The sequence below is a fragment of the Duganella flavida genome (genome assembly GCF_009857445.1).
Lineage (GTDB): Bacteria > Pseudomonadota > Gammaproteobacteria > Burkholderiales > Burkholderiaceae_D > Rugamonas > Rugamonas flavida.
The window spans coordinates 301,366-316,612 of record NZ_WWCN01000006.1; the positions used below are offsets into that span (position 1 = coordinate 301,366).

At 61.3% G+C, this 15,247-nt stretch carries 16 protein-coding genes and 1 pseudogene; 8 read left to right on the plus strand and 9 right to left on the minus strand.

The annotated features are described in order from the left end of the window. Positions 1-49: 49 nt before the first annotated feature. From corA to mpl, 9 genes are all read right to left on the minus strand, one after another. Complete coding sequence (gene corA, locus GTP46_RS12030) at positions 50-1,018, minus strand: magnesium/cobalt transporter CorA (RefSeq protein ID WP_161006854.1); 969 nt, start codon at positions 1,016-1,018, stop codon at positions 50-52. Between the two features lie 50 nt (positions 1,019-1,068). Next, positions 1,069-1,773 carry a monofunctional biosynthetic peptidoglycan transglycosylase gene (gene mtgA, locus GTP46_RS12035; protein WP_161006855.1) on the minus strand — a complete coding sequence of 235 codons (705 nt, stop codon included), beginning with the start codon at positions 1,771-1,773 and terminating at the stop codon, positions 1,069-1,071. After that, entirely contained in the window at positions 1,770-2,588 is an 819-nt protein-coding gene (aroE, locus tag GTP46_RS12040; RefSeq protein WP_161006856.1) for a shikimate dehydrogenase, read from the minus strand. Before aroE ends, mtgA begins: the two co-directional genes overlap by 4 nt. Before the next feature lie 4 nt (positions 2,589-2,592). Beyond that, positions 2,593-3,480, minus strand: coding sequence for a TonB family protein (locus GTP46_RS12045; protein ID WP_371869640.1), 888 nt, complete (start codon positions 3,478-3,480; stop codon positions 2,593-2,595). A gap of 90 nt (positions 3,481-3,570) precedes the next feature. Further along, positions 3,571-4,278 carry a DUF6445 family protein gene (locus tag GTP46_RS12050; RefSeq protein WP_161006857.1) on the minus strand — a complete coding sequence of 236 codons (708 nt, stop codon included), beginning with the start codon at positions 4,276-4,278 and terminating at the stop codon, positions 3,571-3,573. Beyond that, positions 4,278-6,311: an RNB domain-containing ribonuclease gene (locus GTP46_RS12055; RefSeq protein WP_161006858.1), complete on the minus strand. Its 2,034-nt coding sequence runs from the start codon at positions 6,309-6,311 to the stop codon at positions 4,278-4,280. Before GTP46_RS12055 ends, GTP46_RS12050 begins: the two co-directional genes overlap by 1 nt. Continuing rightward, positions 6,308-6,901, minus strand: coding sequence for a chorismate--pyruvate lyase family protein (locus tag GTP46_RS12060; protein ID WP_161006859.1), 594 nt, complete (start codon positions 6,899-6,901; stop codon positions 6,308-6,310). The genes GTP46_RS12055 and GTP46_RS12060 overlap by 4 nt, the downstream gene beginning before the upstream one ends. Then, positions 6,898-7,476: a YqiA/YcfP family alpha/beta fold hydrolase gene (locus GTP46_RS12065; protein WP_161006860.1), complete on the minus strand. Its 579-nt coding sequence runs from the start codon at positions 7,474-7,476 to the stop codon at positions 6,898-6,900. The genes GTP46_RS12060 and GTP46_RS12065 overlap by 4 nt, the downstream gene beginning before the upstream one ends. Further along, the gene (gene mpl, locus GTP46_RS12070; protein WP_161006861.1) at positions 7,476-8,840 is read right to left on the minus strand and encodes a UDP-N-acetylmuramate:L-alanyl-gamma-D-glutamyl-meso-diaminopimelate ligase; all 1,365 of its coding nucleotides are present in this window, start codon (positions 8,838-8,840) and stop codon (positions 7,476-7,478) included. The genes GTP46_RS12065 and mpl overlap by 1 nt, the downstream gene beginning before the upstream one ends. Positions 8,841-9,015: 175 nt before the next feature. Here mpl and GTP46_RS12075 point away from each other — a divergent pair, with 175 nt between their 5' ends. The 8 genes and pseudogenes from GTP46_RS12075 (at position 9,016) to GTP46_RS12105 (ending at position 15,245) form a co-directional block, all read left to right on the plus strand. Further along, a complete protein-coding gene (locus tag GTP46_RS12075) occupies positions 9,016-9,651 on the plus strand; it encodes a hypothetical protein (RefSeq protein ID WP_161006862.1) in 636 nt (211 codons plus the stop codon). Then, positions 9,648-10,202 (plus strand): TlpA family protein disulfide reductase, encoded by a 555-nt coding sequence (locus GTP46_RS12080; protein ID WP_161006863.1) that lies wholly within the window; start codon positions 9,648-9,650, stop codon positions 10,200-10,202. The genes GTP46_RS12075 and GTP46_RS12080 overlap by 4 nt, the downstream gene beginning before the upstream one ends. 84 nt (positions 10,203-10,286) lie before the next feature. Further along, entirely contained in the window at positions 10,287-10,724 is a 438-nt protein-coding gene (gene aroQ / locus GTP46_RS12085) for a type II 3-dehydroquinate dehydratase (protein ID WP_161006864.1), read from the plus strand. Positions 10,725-10,776: 52 nt separating this feature from the next. Beyond that, a complete protein-coding gene (gene accB, locus GTP46_RS12090) occupies positions 10,777-11,244 on the plus strand; it encodes an acetyl-CoA carboxylase biotin carboxyl carrier protein (RefSeq protein WP_161006865.1) in 468 nt (155 codons plus the stop codon). 123 nt (positions 11,245-11,367) lie between these two features. Next, entirely contained in the window at positions 11,368-12,747 is a 1,380-nt protein-coding gene (accC, locus tag GTP46_RS12095; RefSeq protein ID WP_161006866.1) for an acetyl-CoA carboxylase biotin carboxylase subunit, read from the plus strand. A gap of 3 nt (positions 12,748-12,750) precedes the next feature. Then, positions 12,751-13,683, plus strand: a complete 933-nt coding sequence (prmA, locus tag GTP46_RS12100; RefSeq protein ID WP_161006867.1) for a 50S ribosomal protein L11 methyltransferase — start codon at positions 12,751-12,753, stop codon at positions 13,681-13,683. Positions 13,684-13,691: 8 nt separating this feature from the next. After that, positions 13,692-13,760 (plus strand): annotated as a pseudogene (locus tag GTP46_RS30355) (MJ0042-type zinc finger domain-containing protein); the annotation flags it as partial. A 108-nt stretch (positions 13,761-13,868) separates the two neighbouring features. Further along, on the plus strand, positions 13,869-15,245 hold the full coding sequence (locus tag GTP46_RS12105) for a DUF3426 domain-containing protein (protein WP_371869650.1): 1,377 nt from the start codon (positions 13,869-13,871) through the stop codon (positions 15,243-15,245). Positions 15,246-15,247: the final 2 nt, after the last annotated feature.

The window sequence follows — 15,247 nt, forward strand, 5'->3', positions numbered from 1 at the left end:
AAATTGGTAAAAAACCAATTGTAACATTCGCAATTCTTTGTGGAAATTTTTATTTCAACCAGCCACGGTGGCGGAAGTAGAGGAAGGGGGCGATGGCGCTAGCGACCATCAGGCCCAGTGCGAACGGGTAGCCCAGCTCCCAGTCCAGCTCAGGGAACCAGCCCTTGAAGTTCATGCCGTAGATCGAGGCAATCAGCGTCGGCGGCAGGAAGGCGACGCTGGCCACCGAGAAGATCTTGATGATCTTATTCTGGTTAATGTTGATGAAACCGACCGTGGCGTCCATCAGGAAGTTGATTTTGTCGAACAGGAAGGAGGTGTGGCCATCCAGCGATTCGATATCGCGCAGAATCTGGCGCGCTTCTTCAAACTGCTCCGAATTCAGCAGACGGCCGCGCATCAGGAAACTGACGGCGCGGCGGGTGTCCATCATGTTGCGGCGGATGCGGCCGTTCAAGTCTTCCTCATGCGCGATGGCGTTCAGCACGGCGGCAGCGTCTTGGTCGGTAACGTTTTCTTGCAGCACCCGGCTACTGACTTCTTCCAGCTGCTTGTAGATACCCTCCAGCGCATCGGCCGAATACTCGGCATCGGTGGCGTACAGGTCAAGCAGCACGTCCATGTAGTCGGCGATCGAACCGGGACGCGAGCGCGCGCGCATGCGCACCAGGCGGAATACCGGCAGGTCGTCGGTGTGGACCGAGAACAGGATTTTGCGGGCCAGGATAAACGCCACCGTCACAATGCGCGACGGGCCGTCTTCTTCTTCCAGCAGGAAGTCGGTGCGCAGGTGCAGGTCGCCGTTTTCCGCTTCGTAGTAGCGGGCCGAGGCTTCGATGTCCTTGACTTCGTCCTCACCCGGCAGGATCACGCCGAAGATGGTGCGTACCCAGGCCCGTTCTTCGTCCGTCGGATCGGTCAGGTCGACCCAGACCGGTTCAGCTTTTTCCAGGTCTTCGCGCGTGTCGATAGGAACCTGGTTGAGCCGGCCATTCTGGAGAACGAAAACATTAATCATGTGTACACGCGCCTTCTGGAAACAGCGCAAGTGTACCCGCAAAGCCCGGATTACGGTAGGTCGGCCGAGCCCATCCGGCGCAAAATCACGCCGGTGCGGCGGGCCAGATAGTTGGAATCGCGGTGTTTGTCGAAATAACGCGGATTGGGCAGCATCACCGCCAGTTTCGCCGCCTGCATGGCGCTCAAATTGGCCGCGCTGACGCCGTAGTAATGGCGCGATGCCGCTTCAGCGCCAAAGGTGCCGGTACCGAACTCCACCACGTTCAGGTAGATCTCGAAGATACGCTCCTTGTCCATCAACGACTCCAGCATAAAGGTGATGATCAGCTCCTCACCCTTGCGCACATAGCTGCGCGAACCGGACAGGAACAAATTCTTGGCCAGCTGCTGCGTGATGGTCGAGCCGCCCGACACCACCTTGTGCTTCTTGGTGTTCTTCTCGTAGGCCTTTTGCATGGCTTCCCAGTCGACGCCGTCGTGGTCGGAGAAGTTGGCATCCTCGGAAGCGATGATGGCGCGCTTCAGGTTATTCGAGATGCGGTTGTACGGCACCCACTGCTGCTGGATATTGGCCTTGGGATTCTTCTCCTGCAACGCCGACTGCTGCTCGCGCATGAAGCTGGTCATGGACGGGTTATGGTCCACCCACCACCAGATCTGCAAGAAGAAATACAGCTGCACCACCAGGAATAGCAGTACAGGAATGATGAAGATCCACTTCACCCAGCGCCATTTGCCCGCAGACTTGCTCATAGCTTGGCGCGCAGGCTAGTCAACACATCGGCTGTAGCCGGCTGCACGCCGCGCCACAGGCTGAAGGCTTCGGCAGCCTGCTCGACCAGCATGCCCAAACCGTCACGCAACTGTGCGCCATGCTCGGCGGCGAACTGCAAAAATACGGTGGGGATGGCGCCATACATCATGTCCAAAGCCAAAGCGCCCGGTGCAAATACCGACGGCGAGATCGGCGGCAGCTCCGCGTTCAGGCTGGCCGCCGTGCCGTTGATGATGATGTCGTACTCGCCCTCGATATCGGCAAAGCCGCAAGCCGAGACCACGCCCTCACCGCCCAGCGCGGCAAACTGCTCGACCAGCTCCTCGGCCTTGGCCACGGTGCGGTTGGCAATCACCAGCTTCGCCGGGCGATGTTCCAGGATCGGCAGCACCGCGCCGCGCACCGCGCCGCCTGCGCCCAGCAGCAGCACGCGCTTGCTGGTAATCGCCACGCCAGCGTTATTGACGATGTCCGCCACCAAGCCCGCGCCGTCAGTGTTGTCGCCGATGATGCCGTCTTCGCTGAACACCAGCGTGTTGACCGCGCCGGCTGCGCGCGCGCGGATGGTCAGCGCTTGCGCCAGCTTCACTGCTTCCAGCTTGAACGGCACCGTCACGTTGGCGCCCTTGCCGCCCTCGGCCATGAAGGCGCGCACGGCGTCGGCAAAGCCGTCCAGCGGCGCCAGGCGGCGTTCGTATTGCAGGTCTTGCCCGGTGTGCGCCGCAAAGGCAGCATGAATCTCGGGCGATTTGCTATGGGCAATCGGGTTGCCGAACACGCAGTAGCGGTCCATATGATTAACGTCCTCCGCCGCTCAGGTCGGCTTGTAATTTGTCGTCGCGGGTGAATTTGAAGGTGGTGATGATGACCCACAAATCATCCTTGTCGCTCGACAGCATATTCGGCGGGAACCGGCCGAACGGCGCCGAGCGGCGCACGATGCGCATCGCCGCCTCGTCTAGCGCCGGGTTGCCGGAGCTGCGCTCGACTTTGATGCCACCTTCTTTTTCGTAGATGGTGCCGTCCTGGAATACCGGAATCGACAGCATCAGCTGACCATACAGCTTGCGCCCGTTCACATTCGGGAAGTTCAGCGTACCAATGTCCTCGATGCGCTTTTGCATGGTTTTGTAATAGGTCGCGTAGCCGACGCCGCGCGTGCTTGGCGTGATCTGCGTGCGGTTGGGACGCTTGTTCTGCTCTTCGATGGTCTCGCTGATTTCCGCAACACGGCGCGCGATGGCCTTGCTCGATTCGACCAGGTCGGTGCCGGTTGGCGTTGGATCAGGCTTGGCCTTTTCCGTGATCGGCGGCGCGGTCACTTGCGAGGACGAGTTCACTTGCGTCAGGAGATTCTTCTGGCGCTCTTCCAGTTCGCGAATGCGGCGCTTGCTGGCTTTGACGCTGTCGCCCATTTCGGTCTTGTGCATGTCCGGCATGGGCGACTTGGAGCGGCCCTGGTCGGCATTGCCGCCGCCGTCGAGATTGGCTTGCGCCACCGCGTCGGCCTTGAGCGGCGCCTTGTTGTGCTTGGCGTTGACGAGGATGACTTCCAGCCCTGGATCGGTGGCCTGCACCGGTGCCGGCGTCGGCGCAATGAAGCGCATCGCCAGCAAAGCGCCATGCGCCATCAGCGAGATGGCGAGGGCGATGTATAACAGGCGATTTTCCTTAAAAGACTTCACGCTGGCAGGTTTCTGGTTACGTCGGAACAGGTCGGTGCGCTGATTTTACTCGATTTGCTACGGTAGTCCGAACGGCTGCGGCTTCCATCGTCAGGCGGCGTTGCGGCGCAGGTTGAAGAAAGCATTGACCGTCAGCCGGCCCGTGTCCACGTCGTCGCGCAGCAGTGCCGGGCTGTGGATATCGGCGCTGTGCAGTACCGTGCCATGGTAGAAGATAGCCCGGTTCCACGCCGGCTCGGCCGTGTAGATCTTCTCGAAATAATGGTCCGATGCCACTGCGTAGCCATCGCCGGCGCCGGTCAGCGCCGAAAATCCGGTGCGATCCAGCGTGCCCGAGCGTACTACCATGTCGTGGAATTCGGCCTCGGAGCATTTTTGCCGGAAGAAGCCGGTACCGCCCAGGCGTGGATCGTTAAATAGATACAGCACCATGGCGCCGGTACCCGTCCGATTCGGCTGAGGCACGGTGTCGCGGTGACAGACCCGTTGCAGGTTCTGCAGTTGCGATGGCTGCAGCGTCGCCAGCGCCAGGCGCGTGGCCAGCATGTCGGTGCGCCGCGTGTCCAAAGGCTTGCGCACGTGCTCGACGATGAATTGGCCGAGCGCCCGCTCCATGTCGGGCGGCAGATTCAATTCGGGACCGGGAAAATAGTTGTGGTCCGCATCGGAAAACTCGGCGCGCGATTGCCTGGCCAGCTCGACCCACTGTTGCGGCTCGCGCAGCAAGTCGTCGACGATGACCAGATTCTCGCCGTCGTACAGGGGCACGACACGAATTTTGGGACGCGGATTGAACATCACGCTGCGGGCGTATCAGCAGCCGGCACAGCGCTGCTCTCGGCCGTGTTTTCCTCGGCGGTTTCGGCATCGGCGACCGGGCCGCTTTCCTCTTCCTCGTCGTCATCCAGTTCGGCATCGGTAGGCACCGCGTCGGTCGGGATTTCGAGGATGCGGGCTTCCACCGTCAGGTCCACTTCGTCCCAGCGCAGGATGTCCAGCTTGACGGTCGCGCCGCGCGCCACCGACGGCATGCCCGGCAGGCGAATGACCAGCGGGATATCGGTCAGGCGCAGCACTTCGTCCTTGAGCACCACGGCTTCCACCTGGCGTGCATTCTCCTGGCCCAGCCAGCGCAGGCACCAGTAGCGTTCCATGTTCGACTGGTGATCGGCGTAGGCGCCATACGCCGCATCAAACTGCGACACAATCGCGAACAGGCCCGCATCCTTGTGCTTGAAGTGCGCGACCAGCGGCGCCATCACGCCCTTCTCGGCGCAGGCCAGGATCTGCCATTGGTTGACGAGGTCGGTGTAGCGGCGCAGCGGCGAGGTGCTCCATGCGTACTGGTCCACGCCCAGGCCTTCGTGCGGCGCGGCGTGGGTCAGCATGCGCACTTGCATCTTGGCGTTCCAGCCGCCGACGCCACGGCCCTGGCTGCGGTAGATGCCCGGCACACCGTTATCGTGCATCATCTTGCCCCAGGTGCTGTTGGCGAAGATCATCAGTTCGGCGACGATCTTGTCCAGCGGCGCGCCGCGCTTGCGGCGGGTGACGCTGACCACGTCGTCTTCGACGTAGAAGTTGTAGTCCACGCGGTTATTTTGTTCCGGCTTGAGGCCGAACGCTTCGCGCTTGACCATGCGCGCCGCTTCCAGCACTTGTGCCCATTTCCAGATCAGGCACAGGTCGTCCTTGTGCGGATAGTCGCCCTCGCCGCTGGCCAGGGTTGCTTCGTTGACCAGATCGTCCAGATCGTTGTGGCGCAGGTTGTGCGCGATCGGCACCATCTCGGCGCGGGTTTCGCTGGAGATCACCGACCAGTCGGCCGGATTCAGCGTGGCGTACAGCGACAGTGCCGGGCAAGTCTTGCCTTCGGCCAGCGTGAAGGCATTCACCACCGCGTCCGGCAGCATGGTGATTTTATCGCCCGGCATGTAGACGGTGGACATGCGCGCACGCGCCATCTTGTCGACCGCGTCGTCCGGCTTGATGCCCAGGCCCGGCGCAGCAATGTGGATGCCGACCTTGACGTTGCCATCGGCCAGATGGGTGACCGAGAACGCGTCGTCGATCTCGGTGGTGGTCACATCATCGATAGAGAAGGCTTTGACATCAGCCAGCGGCAAGCCCGATGGCGTGGCCGGCACTGGTACGTCAGGGAAGCCTGCGCCTTTCGGGAAATTCTCAAACAGGAACTTGGCCATGTGCAGCTGCTTCGGCGACGGCACGCCGCCCACCGCCAGCATCAGGCGTTGCGGGTTGGTGTGCAGCTCGTTGCAGGCCGCTTCCAGCGCCTTGTATTCGATGCCGTTTTTGTCCGGCTTGAACAGCAGCTGCATGACGATGTTCTGCATCGCTTCCGGCAGCTTGTTGGCTTTCAGCTCTTCCACGTAACCGGCTTGAATCAGCGCCTGCTGTTTCTTTTTCTCGATGCCCGCCAGCGCCGCGCGCAGCGACTGCTCGGGCGCAGCCTTGTAGCGGCCACGGCCCTTCTTGTAGAAGTAGACCGGCGATGAATGCAGGCTCAGGATCAGACCAGCCGCTTCGGCCGGTTGCGGCGCATGACCAAAATATTCTGCGCCCAGCTCGGCAAAGCCGAACTCTTCCTCGCCCGCGACTTCCCACAGGAATTCCAGGTCGATGTCGGCGGAGATGGCCTTGGCCTGCTCCATCAGCTCGGCTGGCGACGGCTTGTCGAACTGCAGCAGCACGTCCTTGGTCTTGACCTTGGTGCGCTTGCCGCTGGCCATCTCGACTTGATAGGCCTCGCCGGCTTGCGTCATCACACTGCCGACCTTGAAATCGCCGGACTCTTCAAAAAATACGTTCATCGTTTGTTTTTACTCGTTGTTATCAGTTCCAGGACAGAAGGGAGGAACACTTCCGTCACCAGCAGGGTACCTTGCCGGCGCTGATATAAACAGCGCCGTGCATATAATATGTGTGCGTCAGGAGCATTTTCGCCAAGCGCCGCGCGTGCACGCAACGCCAAAGGATGCCCTTCCCGCAATCTTGCAAATTCCAAAACACCGCGCCGCACCAGCGGATCGCCAAACAGCGTGGTGCCCAGCGAACGCTCGCCCAGCGCGCTGAACAGCGGCCAATCGTTGGCGTTGGCCGACATCGGCACCACCGTGTGTGCAAACACCACGGGCGTATTATCACATCTCAGCAGCACTTCCCTTTCCCAGACGCGGCCGCGATGATGCATGCCGATCGCCACCGCCTCATCGCTGAGGCAGATCGCGGTGCGCTGATGCAGGCACTGCACGCGAAAGCTGTCGCTGTGCGCTTTCAGGCGCGCGGTCAGCGAACCACCTTCCACCAGCCATGGCACGTAGGCCGGCGGCGGGTTCAGCGCCAGCACATGCGGCTGCCACTGCGCCTGTCGCAGCGAGGCACTGCGCGGCGGCGCGCTCAAGCCTGCGCCCCGACGCCGCAGAAGGCCAGCACCGAATCCACGTATTGCGGGAATTCGGAGATGGCGTGGTCACTGCCTTCGATCACGTGCTGCTGTGCGCCTTGATAGTGAGCCAGCATGTCGCGGTAGTCCAGCACTTCGTCGCCGGTGGCGGCGATCAGGAAGTAGCGCTCCGGCTTGCTGATCTTGGGCACTGCCAGCGCGTGCAGCTCGTCTATATATTCGCGCTTGAATTCAAACGGCTGGTCGGAGTGGTACTGCGTGCTTACGCCGACGTGTTTGTCGAGGTTGATGCTCGGCACCACGGCTGGATTCAGCAGCACCGCCTTGCAGCCGATGCGCTCGGCCAGCCAGGTCGCGTAGTAGCCGCCCAGCGAGGAGCCGATGATGCTCAGCTCGTCCGCCGGAATGCCCTCTATTAAAGACAGCGCCAGTTCCATCGCCAGCTTGGGCGAGGCCGGCAGCTGCGGCGAGATCACTTGATCGGCCAGGCCCAGCGCCGCCATGCGCTCGCCAACCACGCGGGCTTTCATGGAGCTCGGCGAGGAGCGGAAGCCGTGCAGGTACAGGATCATTACGCCAGCGCTTTCAGGATCTTGTCGTGGATGCCGCCGAAGCCGCCGTTGCTCATCACAATAATCTGGTCGCCCGGCTGTGCGGCCTTGGCGATGGCAGCCACCAGCGTGTCGATGTCTTCATAAGCGCTGGCGATATCGCCCAATGGCGACAGGGCGGCGCCCACGCTCCAGCCCAGCGTTTTTTCAATGCCGTAGCCGAATACGAGGTCAGCATCTTTCAGGCTGCCCGGCAGCGCATCTTTCATCGCGCCCAGCTTCATGGTGTTGGAGCGCGGCTCCAGCACGGCCAGGATGCGGGTGTCCTTGCCGATTTTCTGGCGCAGGCCGCCGACCGTGGTTTCAATCGCGGTTGGATGGTGGGCAAAATCGTCGTACACGGTGATGTTGTTGACCACGCCGCGCACTTCCATGCGGCGCTTGACGCTTTCAAAGGCCGCCAGCGACTTGGCCGCTTGCGCGACCGGCACGCCGACGTGGCGGGCGGCGGCAATCGCGGCCAGCGCGTTGGCGCGGTTATGCTTGCCGGTCAGCTGCCACTCCACGCGGCCGGCCACTTCGCCTTTGAAGATAACATCGAACGTGCCGTCATCGTGCTCGTTCATCGTCCAATCCGTGCCCTCGCTGCGGCCGAAGCTTTCCTTCTCGCTCCAGCAGCCGCGCTTGAGCACGCGTTGCAGCGAATCTTCATCGCCATTGAAAACGACGCGGCCTATGCCCGGCACCGTGCGCACCAGATGGTGGAATTGGGTTTCGATCGCGCCCAGATCGGGGAAGATGTCGGCGTGATCGTATTCCAGGTTATTCAGGATGGCGGTCTTGGCATGGTAGTGCACGAACTTGCTGCGCTTGTCGAAGAAAGCGGTGTCGTACTCGTCCGCTTCGATCACGAAGAAGATCGAATCCTTATCACCCTGCATGCGGGCCGATACGCCAAAGTTCATCGGCACGCCGCCGATCAGGAAGCCCGGCGCGTAGCCCGCGTCTTCCAGGATCCAGGTCAACATGGCCGAGGTGGTGGTCTTGCCGTGCGTGCCGGCCACGGCCAGCACCCATTTGTCTCTTAATATATGGTCGCCGATCCACTGCGGTCCCGACACGAACGGCAGGCCGCGATTCATGATTTCCTCGATCAGCGGATTGCCACGTGTGACCACGTTACCGATGACATACAGGTCAGGATTGAGCGCGGTCTGTTCCGGGCCAAAGCCCTGGATCAATTCGATGCCCTGCGCTTCCAGCTGTGTGCTCATCGGTGGATAGACGTTGGCGTCGCAGCCAGTGACGCGGTGACCCGCTTCTTTGGCCAGCACGGCCAGGCCGCCCATAAAGGTGCCGCAAATACCGAGGATGTGAATGTGCATAAATAATTAGACGACATGTGAACAGCCGCGCCGTCATCCCCGCGCAAGCGGGGATCCATAGAACGCATGCTCAGTATGGATCCCCGCCTGCGCGGGGATGACGCGCGCGGGCTAACGAATACAGGATTTTACCCGACCCGCCGCGCTTTTCCCGGTTCAGAGTATTATCTCGTCCATGACGCCGAATGTTAATGACGAACTCCAGCTCCTGCGTGCCGAGATTGCGGCGGCCGCCGCACGCCTGATCGCCGAAGACGGGGCCGACTACAACACGGCCAAGCGCAAGGCGGCCAAGCAAATTCTCGGCGATACGCAACCGCCGCTCAACCTGCTGCCGGATAACGCGCAGATCGAAGCGGAAGTGCGCATCTACCAGTCGCTATTCCACGCCGACACCCAGCCAGCCCGCGTCTTCCGCCTGCGCACGCTGGCGGTCGACATCATGGAAGGCCTGGAGCGCTTTCAGCCCTTCTTAACTGGCTCAGTATTAAATGGCACAGCCGGTCCGCACGACGACATCCATCTGCAGCTGTTTGCCGACAGCGCCAAAGAGGTGGAAATCTTCCTGCTGAACCGTAATTTGCAAATCGACATCTCGGAAACGCCGCACTTTAAAGGGCCGCGCTATGGCATGGTCGAAACGGTCAGCTTCATGTGGCACAAGGAAGGCGTGCACGCTGCTTTATATGAGCTGGACGATTTGCGCGGCGCCGTCAAAACCCGCAGCGACGGCAAACTGGCCCGGGCCGATATTGCCGCCGTACGCGCCCTATTAGTTAACAGCACTCACAGTACCCCACCCTCACCATGAATCCAAAACACCTGAAAGCCTATATTGTTGTCGGTTTGATCTTCGCAGCATCCGGCGCCTACCTCGGCTATCAAAAACAAAATGTACCGCAAGTCGCGCCATTGACGGCTACCCAGCCGGCCGGCGTGACCGGCCCGGTGAACGAATTGTTCAAGCAAACGCTGCCGGATGCCAAGGGCGTGGCCACCACGCTGGCGCAATATAAAGGCAAGGCCATGCTGGTCAATTTCTGGGCCCCGTGGTGCGGACCATGCGTCCAGGAGATGCCGGAGCTATCGGCGCTGGCCTCAGGAGAAGAAGGCAAGAAGCTGCAAGTTATCGGCATTGGTATTGATTCGCCAACAAATATCGCGGAATTTAGCGACAAATACAAGATCACCTACCCGGTGCTGGTGGCCGGCATGAGCGGCACCGAGCTGTCGCGCCAGTTCGGCAACGCCGGCGGCGGCCTGCCCTTCACCGTCCTGATCGGCGCTGACGGCCAGGTCAAGAAGACCTACCTCGGCCGACTGAAATTCGACGAGCTGCGCAAAGATTTAGCAAGTCTGTAAATAAATTCATAAGTTTTTTTCTCTTGCCAAATGTCCGCAGTTGGCGTCAAAATGCGGATCTTTCGCGGAGAAGGCTCAAGAATCATGGCAAAAAACCTCCTACTGCTCAACGGACCCAACCTGAATTTGCTGGGCACCCGGGAGCCTGAGGTCTACGGCGCAAGCACTTTGGCCGACATCGAACACGCTGCCCAGGCACAGGCCCAGGCAGCGGGTGCGAGCTTGTCCTGCTTCCAGAGCAACCACGAAGGTGTACTGATCGACCGCATCCACGCAGCCAAGTCGGAAGGCGTGGACGCCATCGTCATCAATCCGGGCGGTTTGACCCATACCAGTGTCGCCCTGCGCGATGCGTTGGCAGGGGTGGCCATCCCGTTTGTGGAAGTGCACATTTCGAATATTTACCAACGCGAGTCGTTTCGCCACCACTCATTCCTGAGCGCGATTGCAATAGGCACTATCTGCGGACTGGGTATCGAAGGATATCGGTTTGCCATCGACTTTGTTCTTAAAAAGCGATAACCTACGCGATCCGCGCGCATTTTTACACACACAAGATATTCCTGGGGGTTACATGGATCTACGCAAGCTGAAGACCTTGATTGATTTGGTCGCAGAATCGGACATCGCCGAACTCGAAGTGACCGAAGGCGAAAGCAAAGTTCGCATCGTCAAGTCGTCCGCCATCGCGCAAAACCAAATGGTGATGATGCAGCCGCAAGCTATTCCTCAGTACCACGCCCCTGCCCCTGCTGGTGCAGCACCTGTCGCCGCCGCTCCAGTTGCAGCCGCTGCCGCAGAACCGACCGGCCACGTGGTGAAATCGCCGATGGTTGGCACCTTCTACCGTTCGTCGGCGCCAGGCGCGGCAGCGTTTGTGGAAGTTGGCGCCGTGGTCAAGGAAGGCGACACCCTGTGCATCATCGAAGCGATGAAGCTGCTGAATGAAATCGATGCCGACAAGTCCGGCACCATCACCCAGATCCTGGTCGAGAACGGCCAACCGGTCGAATTCGGCCAACCGCTGTTTGTGATCGGCTAAGAACGGCCAGCGCCCTCCCCTTCGGCGACGGGCGCGCCTTCTTGGTCCGCTTTCCTCCTCACCTGACGCAGCCACTGAAGAAGAGTTCTACTTCGCGGCGCTCACAGACATAGCGAACCTATCATGTTTGAAAAAATCCTTATTGCTAACCGTGGCGAAATCGCCCTCCGTATCCAGCGCGCTTGCCGCGAACTGGGTATCAAGACGGTTGTGGTCCACTCGGAAGCAGACAAAGACGCCAAATACGTGAAGTTGGCGGATGAATCGGTGTGCATCGGTCCAGCGCCATCGTCGCTGAGCTACCTGAACATGCCGGCCATCATCAGCGCCGCTGAAGTGACCGACGCCGAAGCAATCCACCCAGGCTACGGCTTCCTGTCGGAGAACGCCGACTTCGCCGAGCGCGTGGAAAAATCGGGCTTCGTCTTCATCGGCCCGCGTTCCGAATCGATCCGCATCATGGGCGACAAGGTGACTGCCAAGCAGACCATGATCAAAGCCGGCGTGCCATGCGTGCCGGGCTCGGAAGGCGCACTGCCGGACGATCCGAAAGCCATCGTGCAGATCGCCCGCAAGGTCGGCTATCCGGTCATCATTAAAGCGGCCGGCGGCGGCGGCGGTCGCGGCATGCGCGTGGTGCATACCGAGGCTGCGCTGATCAACGCAGTGCAAATGACCAAGACCGAAGCCGGTAGCGCCTTCGGCAATCCGGAAGTCTACATGGAGAAGTACCTGGAAAATCCACGCCACGTGGAAATCCAGATCCTCGCCGACGAACACAAAAACGCCGTCTGGCTGGGCGAACGCGACTGCTCGATGCAGCGCCGCCACCAGAAGGTGATCGAAGAAGCACCAGCACCAGGCATCCCACGCAAGCTGATCGAAAAAGTCGGCGAGCGTTGCGCGGAAGCTTGCCGCAAAATCGGCTACCGCGGTGCAGGTACCTTCGAATTCCTGTACGAGAACGGCGAGTTCTACTTCATCGAAATGAACACCCGCGTGCAGGTGGAACACCCGGTCACCGAAATGATCACCGGCATCGACATCGTGCAGGAACAGATCCGCATCGCCGCCGGCGAGAAGCTGCGCTTCCGCCAACGCGACGTGATGCTGTCCGGCCACTCGATCGAGTGCCGTATCAATGCGGAAGATCCGTTCAAATTCACGCCGTCGCCAGGCCGCATCACTTCCTGGCACGTGCCGGGTGGTCCGGGCGTACGCGTCGACTCGCACTCGTATGCGGGTTATTATGTGCCACCGCACTATGATTCGATGATCGGCAAGGTCATTACCTACGGCGCGACCCGTGAGCAGGCGATCCGCCGCATGCAAATCGCCCTGTCGGAAATGGTAGTCGAAGGTATCTCAACCAACATCCCGCTGCACCGCGAGCTGATGGTTGATGCCCGTTTCATTGAAGGCGGCACCAATATTCACTATCTTGAACAGAAGCTGGCCGATATGCCGGACCTGCACAAACTGAGCTTGAGCAACAAAGGGTAACAAATGAGCTGGACTGAAATCGTCATCGAAATCGCGCGTGACCACGCCGAGGCCCTCTCCGAGGCGCTGATGGATGTGGGCGCCTTGTCGGTTTCCGTGGAAGACGCGGACGAAGGCACCGACGCGGAAAAACCGCTGTTCGGCGAGCCGGGCATGGAACCTACCGAAGCTGCGTGGGATCACAGCCGCGTCGTCGCGCTGACCGACGAAGATGACGACCAGGCCGTGATCGTTGCGGCGGCGGCCGGCCAGATCGGCCTCACCACCCTGCCGAAGTTCACCACCCGCAAGGTGGAGGAGCAGGACTGGGTGCGTTTGACCCAATCGCAATTCGCACCTATCCCGATCGGCAAGAACATCTGGGTGGTGCCGTCGTGGCACGAAGCGCCGAATCCGGATGCGCTGATCCTGGAACTGGATCCGGGCCTGGCCTTCGGTACCGGCAGCCATCCGACCACCCGCCTGTGCATGGAGTGGCTGGAAGCCAATCCAGCGCCCGGCAAGACCGTGCTCGACTACGGCTGCGGCTCCGGCATCCTGGCGATGGTCGCCAAGAAGGTTGGTGCCGGCGAAGTGGTGGGCGTAGACATCGATCCGCAAGCGATTGAGTCGGCGGCTGACAATGCCACCCGCAACCACTGCGAGATCGCGTTCTTCCTGCCGGATAGCTTCGCCGAGTCGAAGCATGCGACGCAGCGCTTTGATATCGTAGTGGCCAACATCCTGTCCAGCCCGCTGAAACTGATGGCGCCAATGCTGTCGGGCCGCGTGGCTGATGGCGGTGCGCTGATCCTGTCGGGCGTGCTGGCGCGCCAGGCGGAAGAAGTAGCTGCGGCTTACGCACCGTTCATCAAGCTGGGCGTATGGGCCGAGCAAGAAGGCTGGGTGGCGCTGCATGGCCGCCTTGGTAGCGACACTGTCCCGGCTGCACGTTAAGCCCGGCAATGGCGCTCGCCACCAAATGCCCCCACTGCAACACGGTATTTCGGGTCGCTCATGACCAGTTGAAATTACGTGGGGGCATAGTCCGCTGTGGCTCCTGTAATGAAGTCTTTGATGGCAACGCGGCCCTGCTGGAGCCGCCTGCCACGCTCCCTCCCCCTATTCCCTTCGACCAGAAAATGGCCGCGCTCGATACGCGCGCCGCTGAAGTGCTGCACGCCGACGACGCCGAGCCGGTGCTGGAACTCGATGACGTGCTCGACGAGCTGCCAGCCGAGCAAGCGCCCACGCTTGAAGTGGAAGCCGAACCTGAGCCTGAGCCTGAGCCTGAGCCTCCTGTAACGACGGCGACGATTCCGCTACCTGCTGAACCAGCGCTCCTGCCGGCCAATACCGACGCCCTGTTCGACCTCGATCTGGATATCGAATCCGAGCCTGACCTGGAAGCCAGTAGCGAGCCGGCAGTCAGCGCCGCGCCGCTGGAAGACATCCTGGGCGCGGAAGAGATGAGCGAAGACGAGCTCGAAGCCGCGCTCGAAGCCGAACTGTCGGCCATGGAGCAAACGCTGGCCGACGTTCAGCACGACGGCGACGGCCTGCCAAGCGCCGACGATGCCTTCGCCAACATGTCCGGCGGCCGCATCGAGCCGACGTGGGACGATCCATCGCTGGACGACGAACCGCAAGCCGGCGCCGGTCCCGGCCTCGGCACCGCCCTCGCCGCTGCCGCCGACGCCATCGATGCCGCCGAGGCCGAGCAGCCTGCCGCAGCCGCAGCGACCGCTCCTGCCGACGACAACGCATCGGACGATGCCGACGTCCGCGCCTCCGAGCCGGCCGCGCCGCCGCTCGCACCACCAGCCTCCCCTGCCAGTCCAACGCTCGCCGATCAATTCGACGACGCCGACGAAGAAGCGCTGGTACAACTCTCAAGCGGCGGCCTGGCCGAAGCCCAGGCCGAGCGTGCCCACGCCTACCTGCACGCCCAGGCCGACGACGGTCTCGCGCCGGCCAACGAAGAACAAGCCGCACCGGAAGAACCAGGCTTCGTCACGCGCGACCGCCAGCGCCAGAAATTCGGCAAAGCCACCACCATCTTCATGAGCCTCGGCTCGGTGCTGCTGGTGGCTGCACTGCTGGCCCAAGCCGTCACCACCTTCCGCAACTCGCTGGCCGCAGCCATGCCGCCGCTGAAGCCGGTCCTGACCGCTGCCTGCCAGACGCTGGGCTGCAAAATCGAACTGCCCACGCAAATCGACGACCTCACCATCGAGCAAGGCGAACTGCAAACCCTGAGCGACACCGCGTTCTCCTTCACCACCCTGCTGCGCAACCAGAGCGCCACCGCGCAAGCCTGGCCATCGATCGAGCTGGTGCTGGACGACGACAAGGACAAGCACGTGCTGCGCCGCGTGTTCACGCCACGCGACTACCTGCACGCCGACATCGCGGTTGAGCACGGATTTGCCCCGCACACCGAACAAGCCGTTAAACTGTACTTTGAACTTCACGACCTAAAAGCATCCGGCTATCACATCGCAGTCTTCTACCCATAAAG

Excerpts from the sequence above, each read along its gene's own strand:
- mpl (WP_161006861.1), bottom strand. The coding sequence starts at position 8,840 with ATGCACATTCACATCCTCGGTATTTGCGGCACCTTTATGGGCGGCCTG.
- GTP46_RS12080 (WP_161006863.1), top strand. The coding sequence starts at position 9,648 with ATGAATCCAAAACACCTGAAAGCCTATATTGTTGTCGGTTTGATCTTC.
- aroE (WP_161006856.1), bottom strand. The coding sequence starts at position 2,588 with ATGGACCGCTACTGCGTGTTCGGCAACCCGATTGCCCATAGCAAATCG.
- GTP46_RS12075 (WP_161006862.1), top strand. The coding sequence starts at position 9,016 with ATGACGCCGAATGTTAATGACGAACTCCAGCTCCTGCGTGCCGAGATT.
- GTP46_RS12105 (WP_371869650.1), top strand. The coding sequence starts at position 13,869 with ATGGCCGCGCTCGATACGCGCGCCGCTGAAGTGCTGCACGCCGACGAC.
- corA (WP_161006854.1), bottom strand. The coding sequence starts at position 1,018 with ATGATTAATGTTTTCGTTCTCCAGAATGGCCGGCTCAACCAGGTTCCT.
- GTP46_RS12065 (WP_161006860.1), bottom strand. The coding sequence starts at position 7,476 with ATGATCCTGTACCTGCACGGCTTCCGCTCCTCGCCGAGCTCCATGAAA.
- GTP46_RS12055 (WP_161006858.1), bottom strand. The coding sequence starts at position 6,311 with ATGAACGTATTTTTTGAAGAGTCCGGCGATTTCAAGGTCGGCAGTGTG.
- aroQ (WP_161006864.1), top strand. The coding sequence starts at position 10,287 with ATGGCAAAAAACCTCCTACTGCTCAACGGACCCAACCTGAATTTGCTG.
- GTP46_RS12050 (WP_161006857.1), bottom strand. The coding sequence starts at position 4,278 with ATGTTCAATCCGCGTCCCAAAATTCGTGTCGTGCCCCTGTACGACGGC.
- accB (WP_161006865.1), top strand. The coding sequence starts at position 10,777 with ATGGATCTACGCAAGCTGAAGACCTTGATTGATTTGGTCGCAGAATCG.
- accC (WP_161006866.1), top strand. The coding sequence starts at position 11,368 with ATGTTTGAAAAAATCCTTATTGCTAACCGTGGCGAAATCGCCCTCCGT.
- mtgA (WP_161006855.1), bottom strand. The coding sequence starts at position 1,773 with ATGAGCAAGTCTGCGGGCAAATGGCGCTGGGTGAAGTGGATCTTCATC.
- prmA (WP_161006867.1), top strand. The coding sequence starts at position 12,751 with ATGAGCTGGACTGAAATCGTCATCGAAATCGCGCGTGACCACGCCGAG.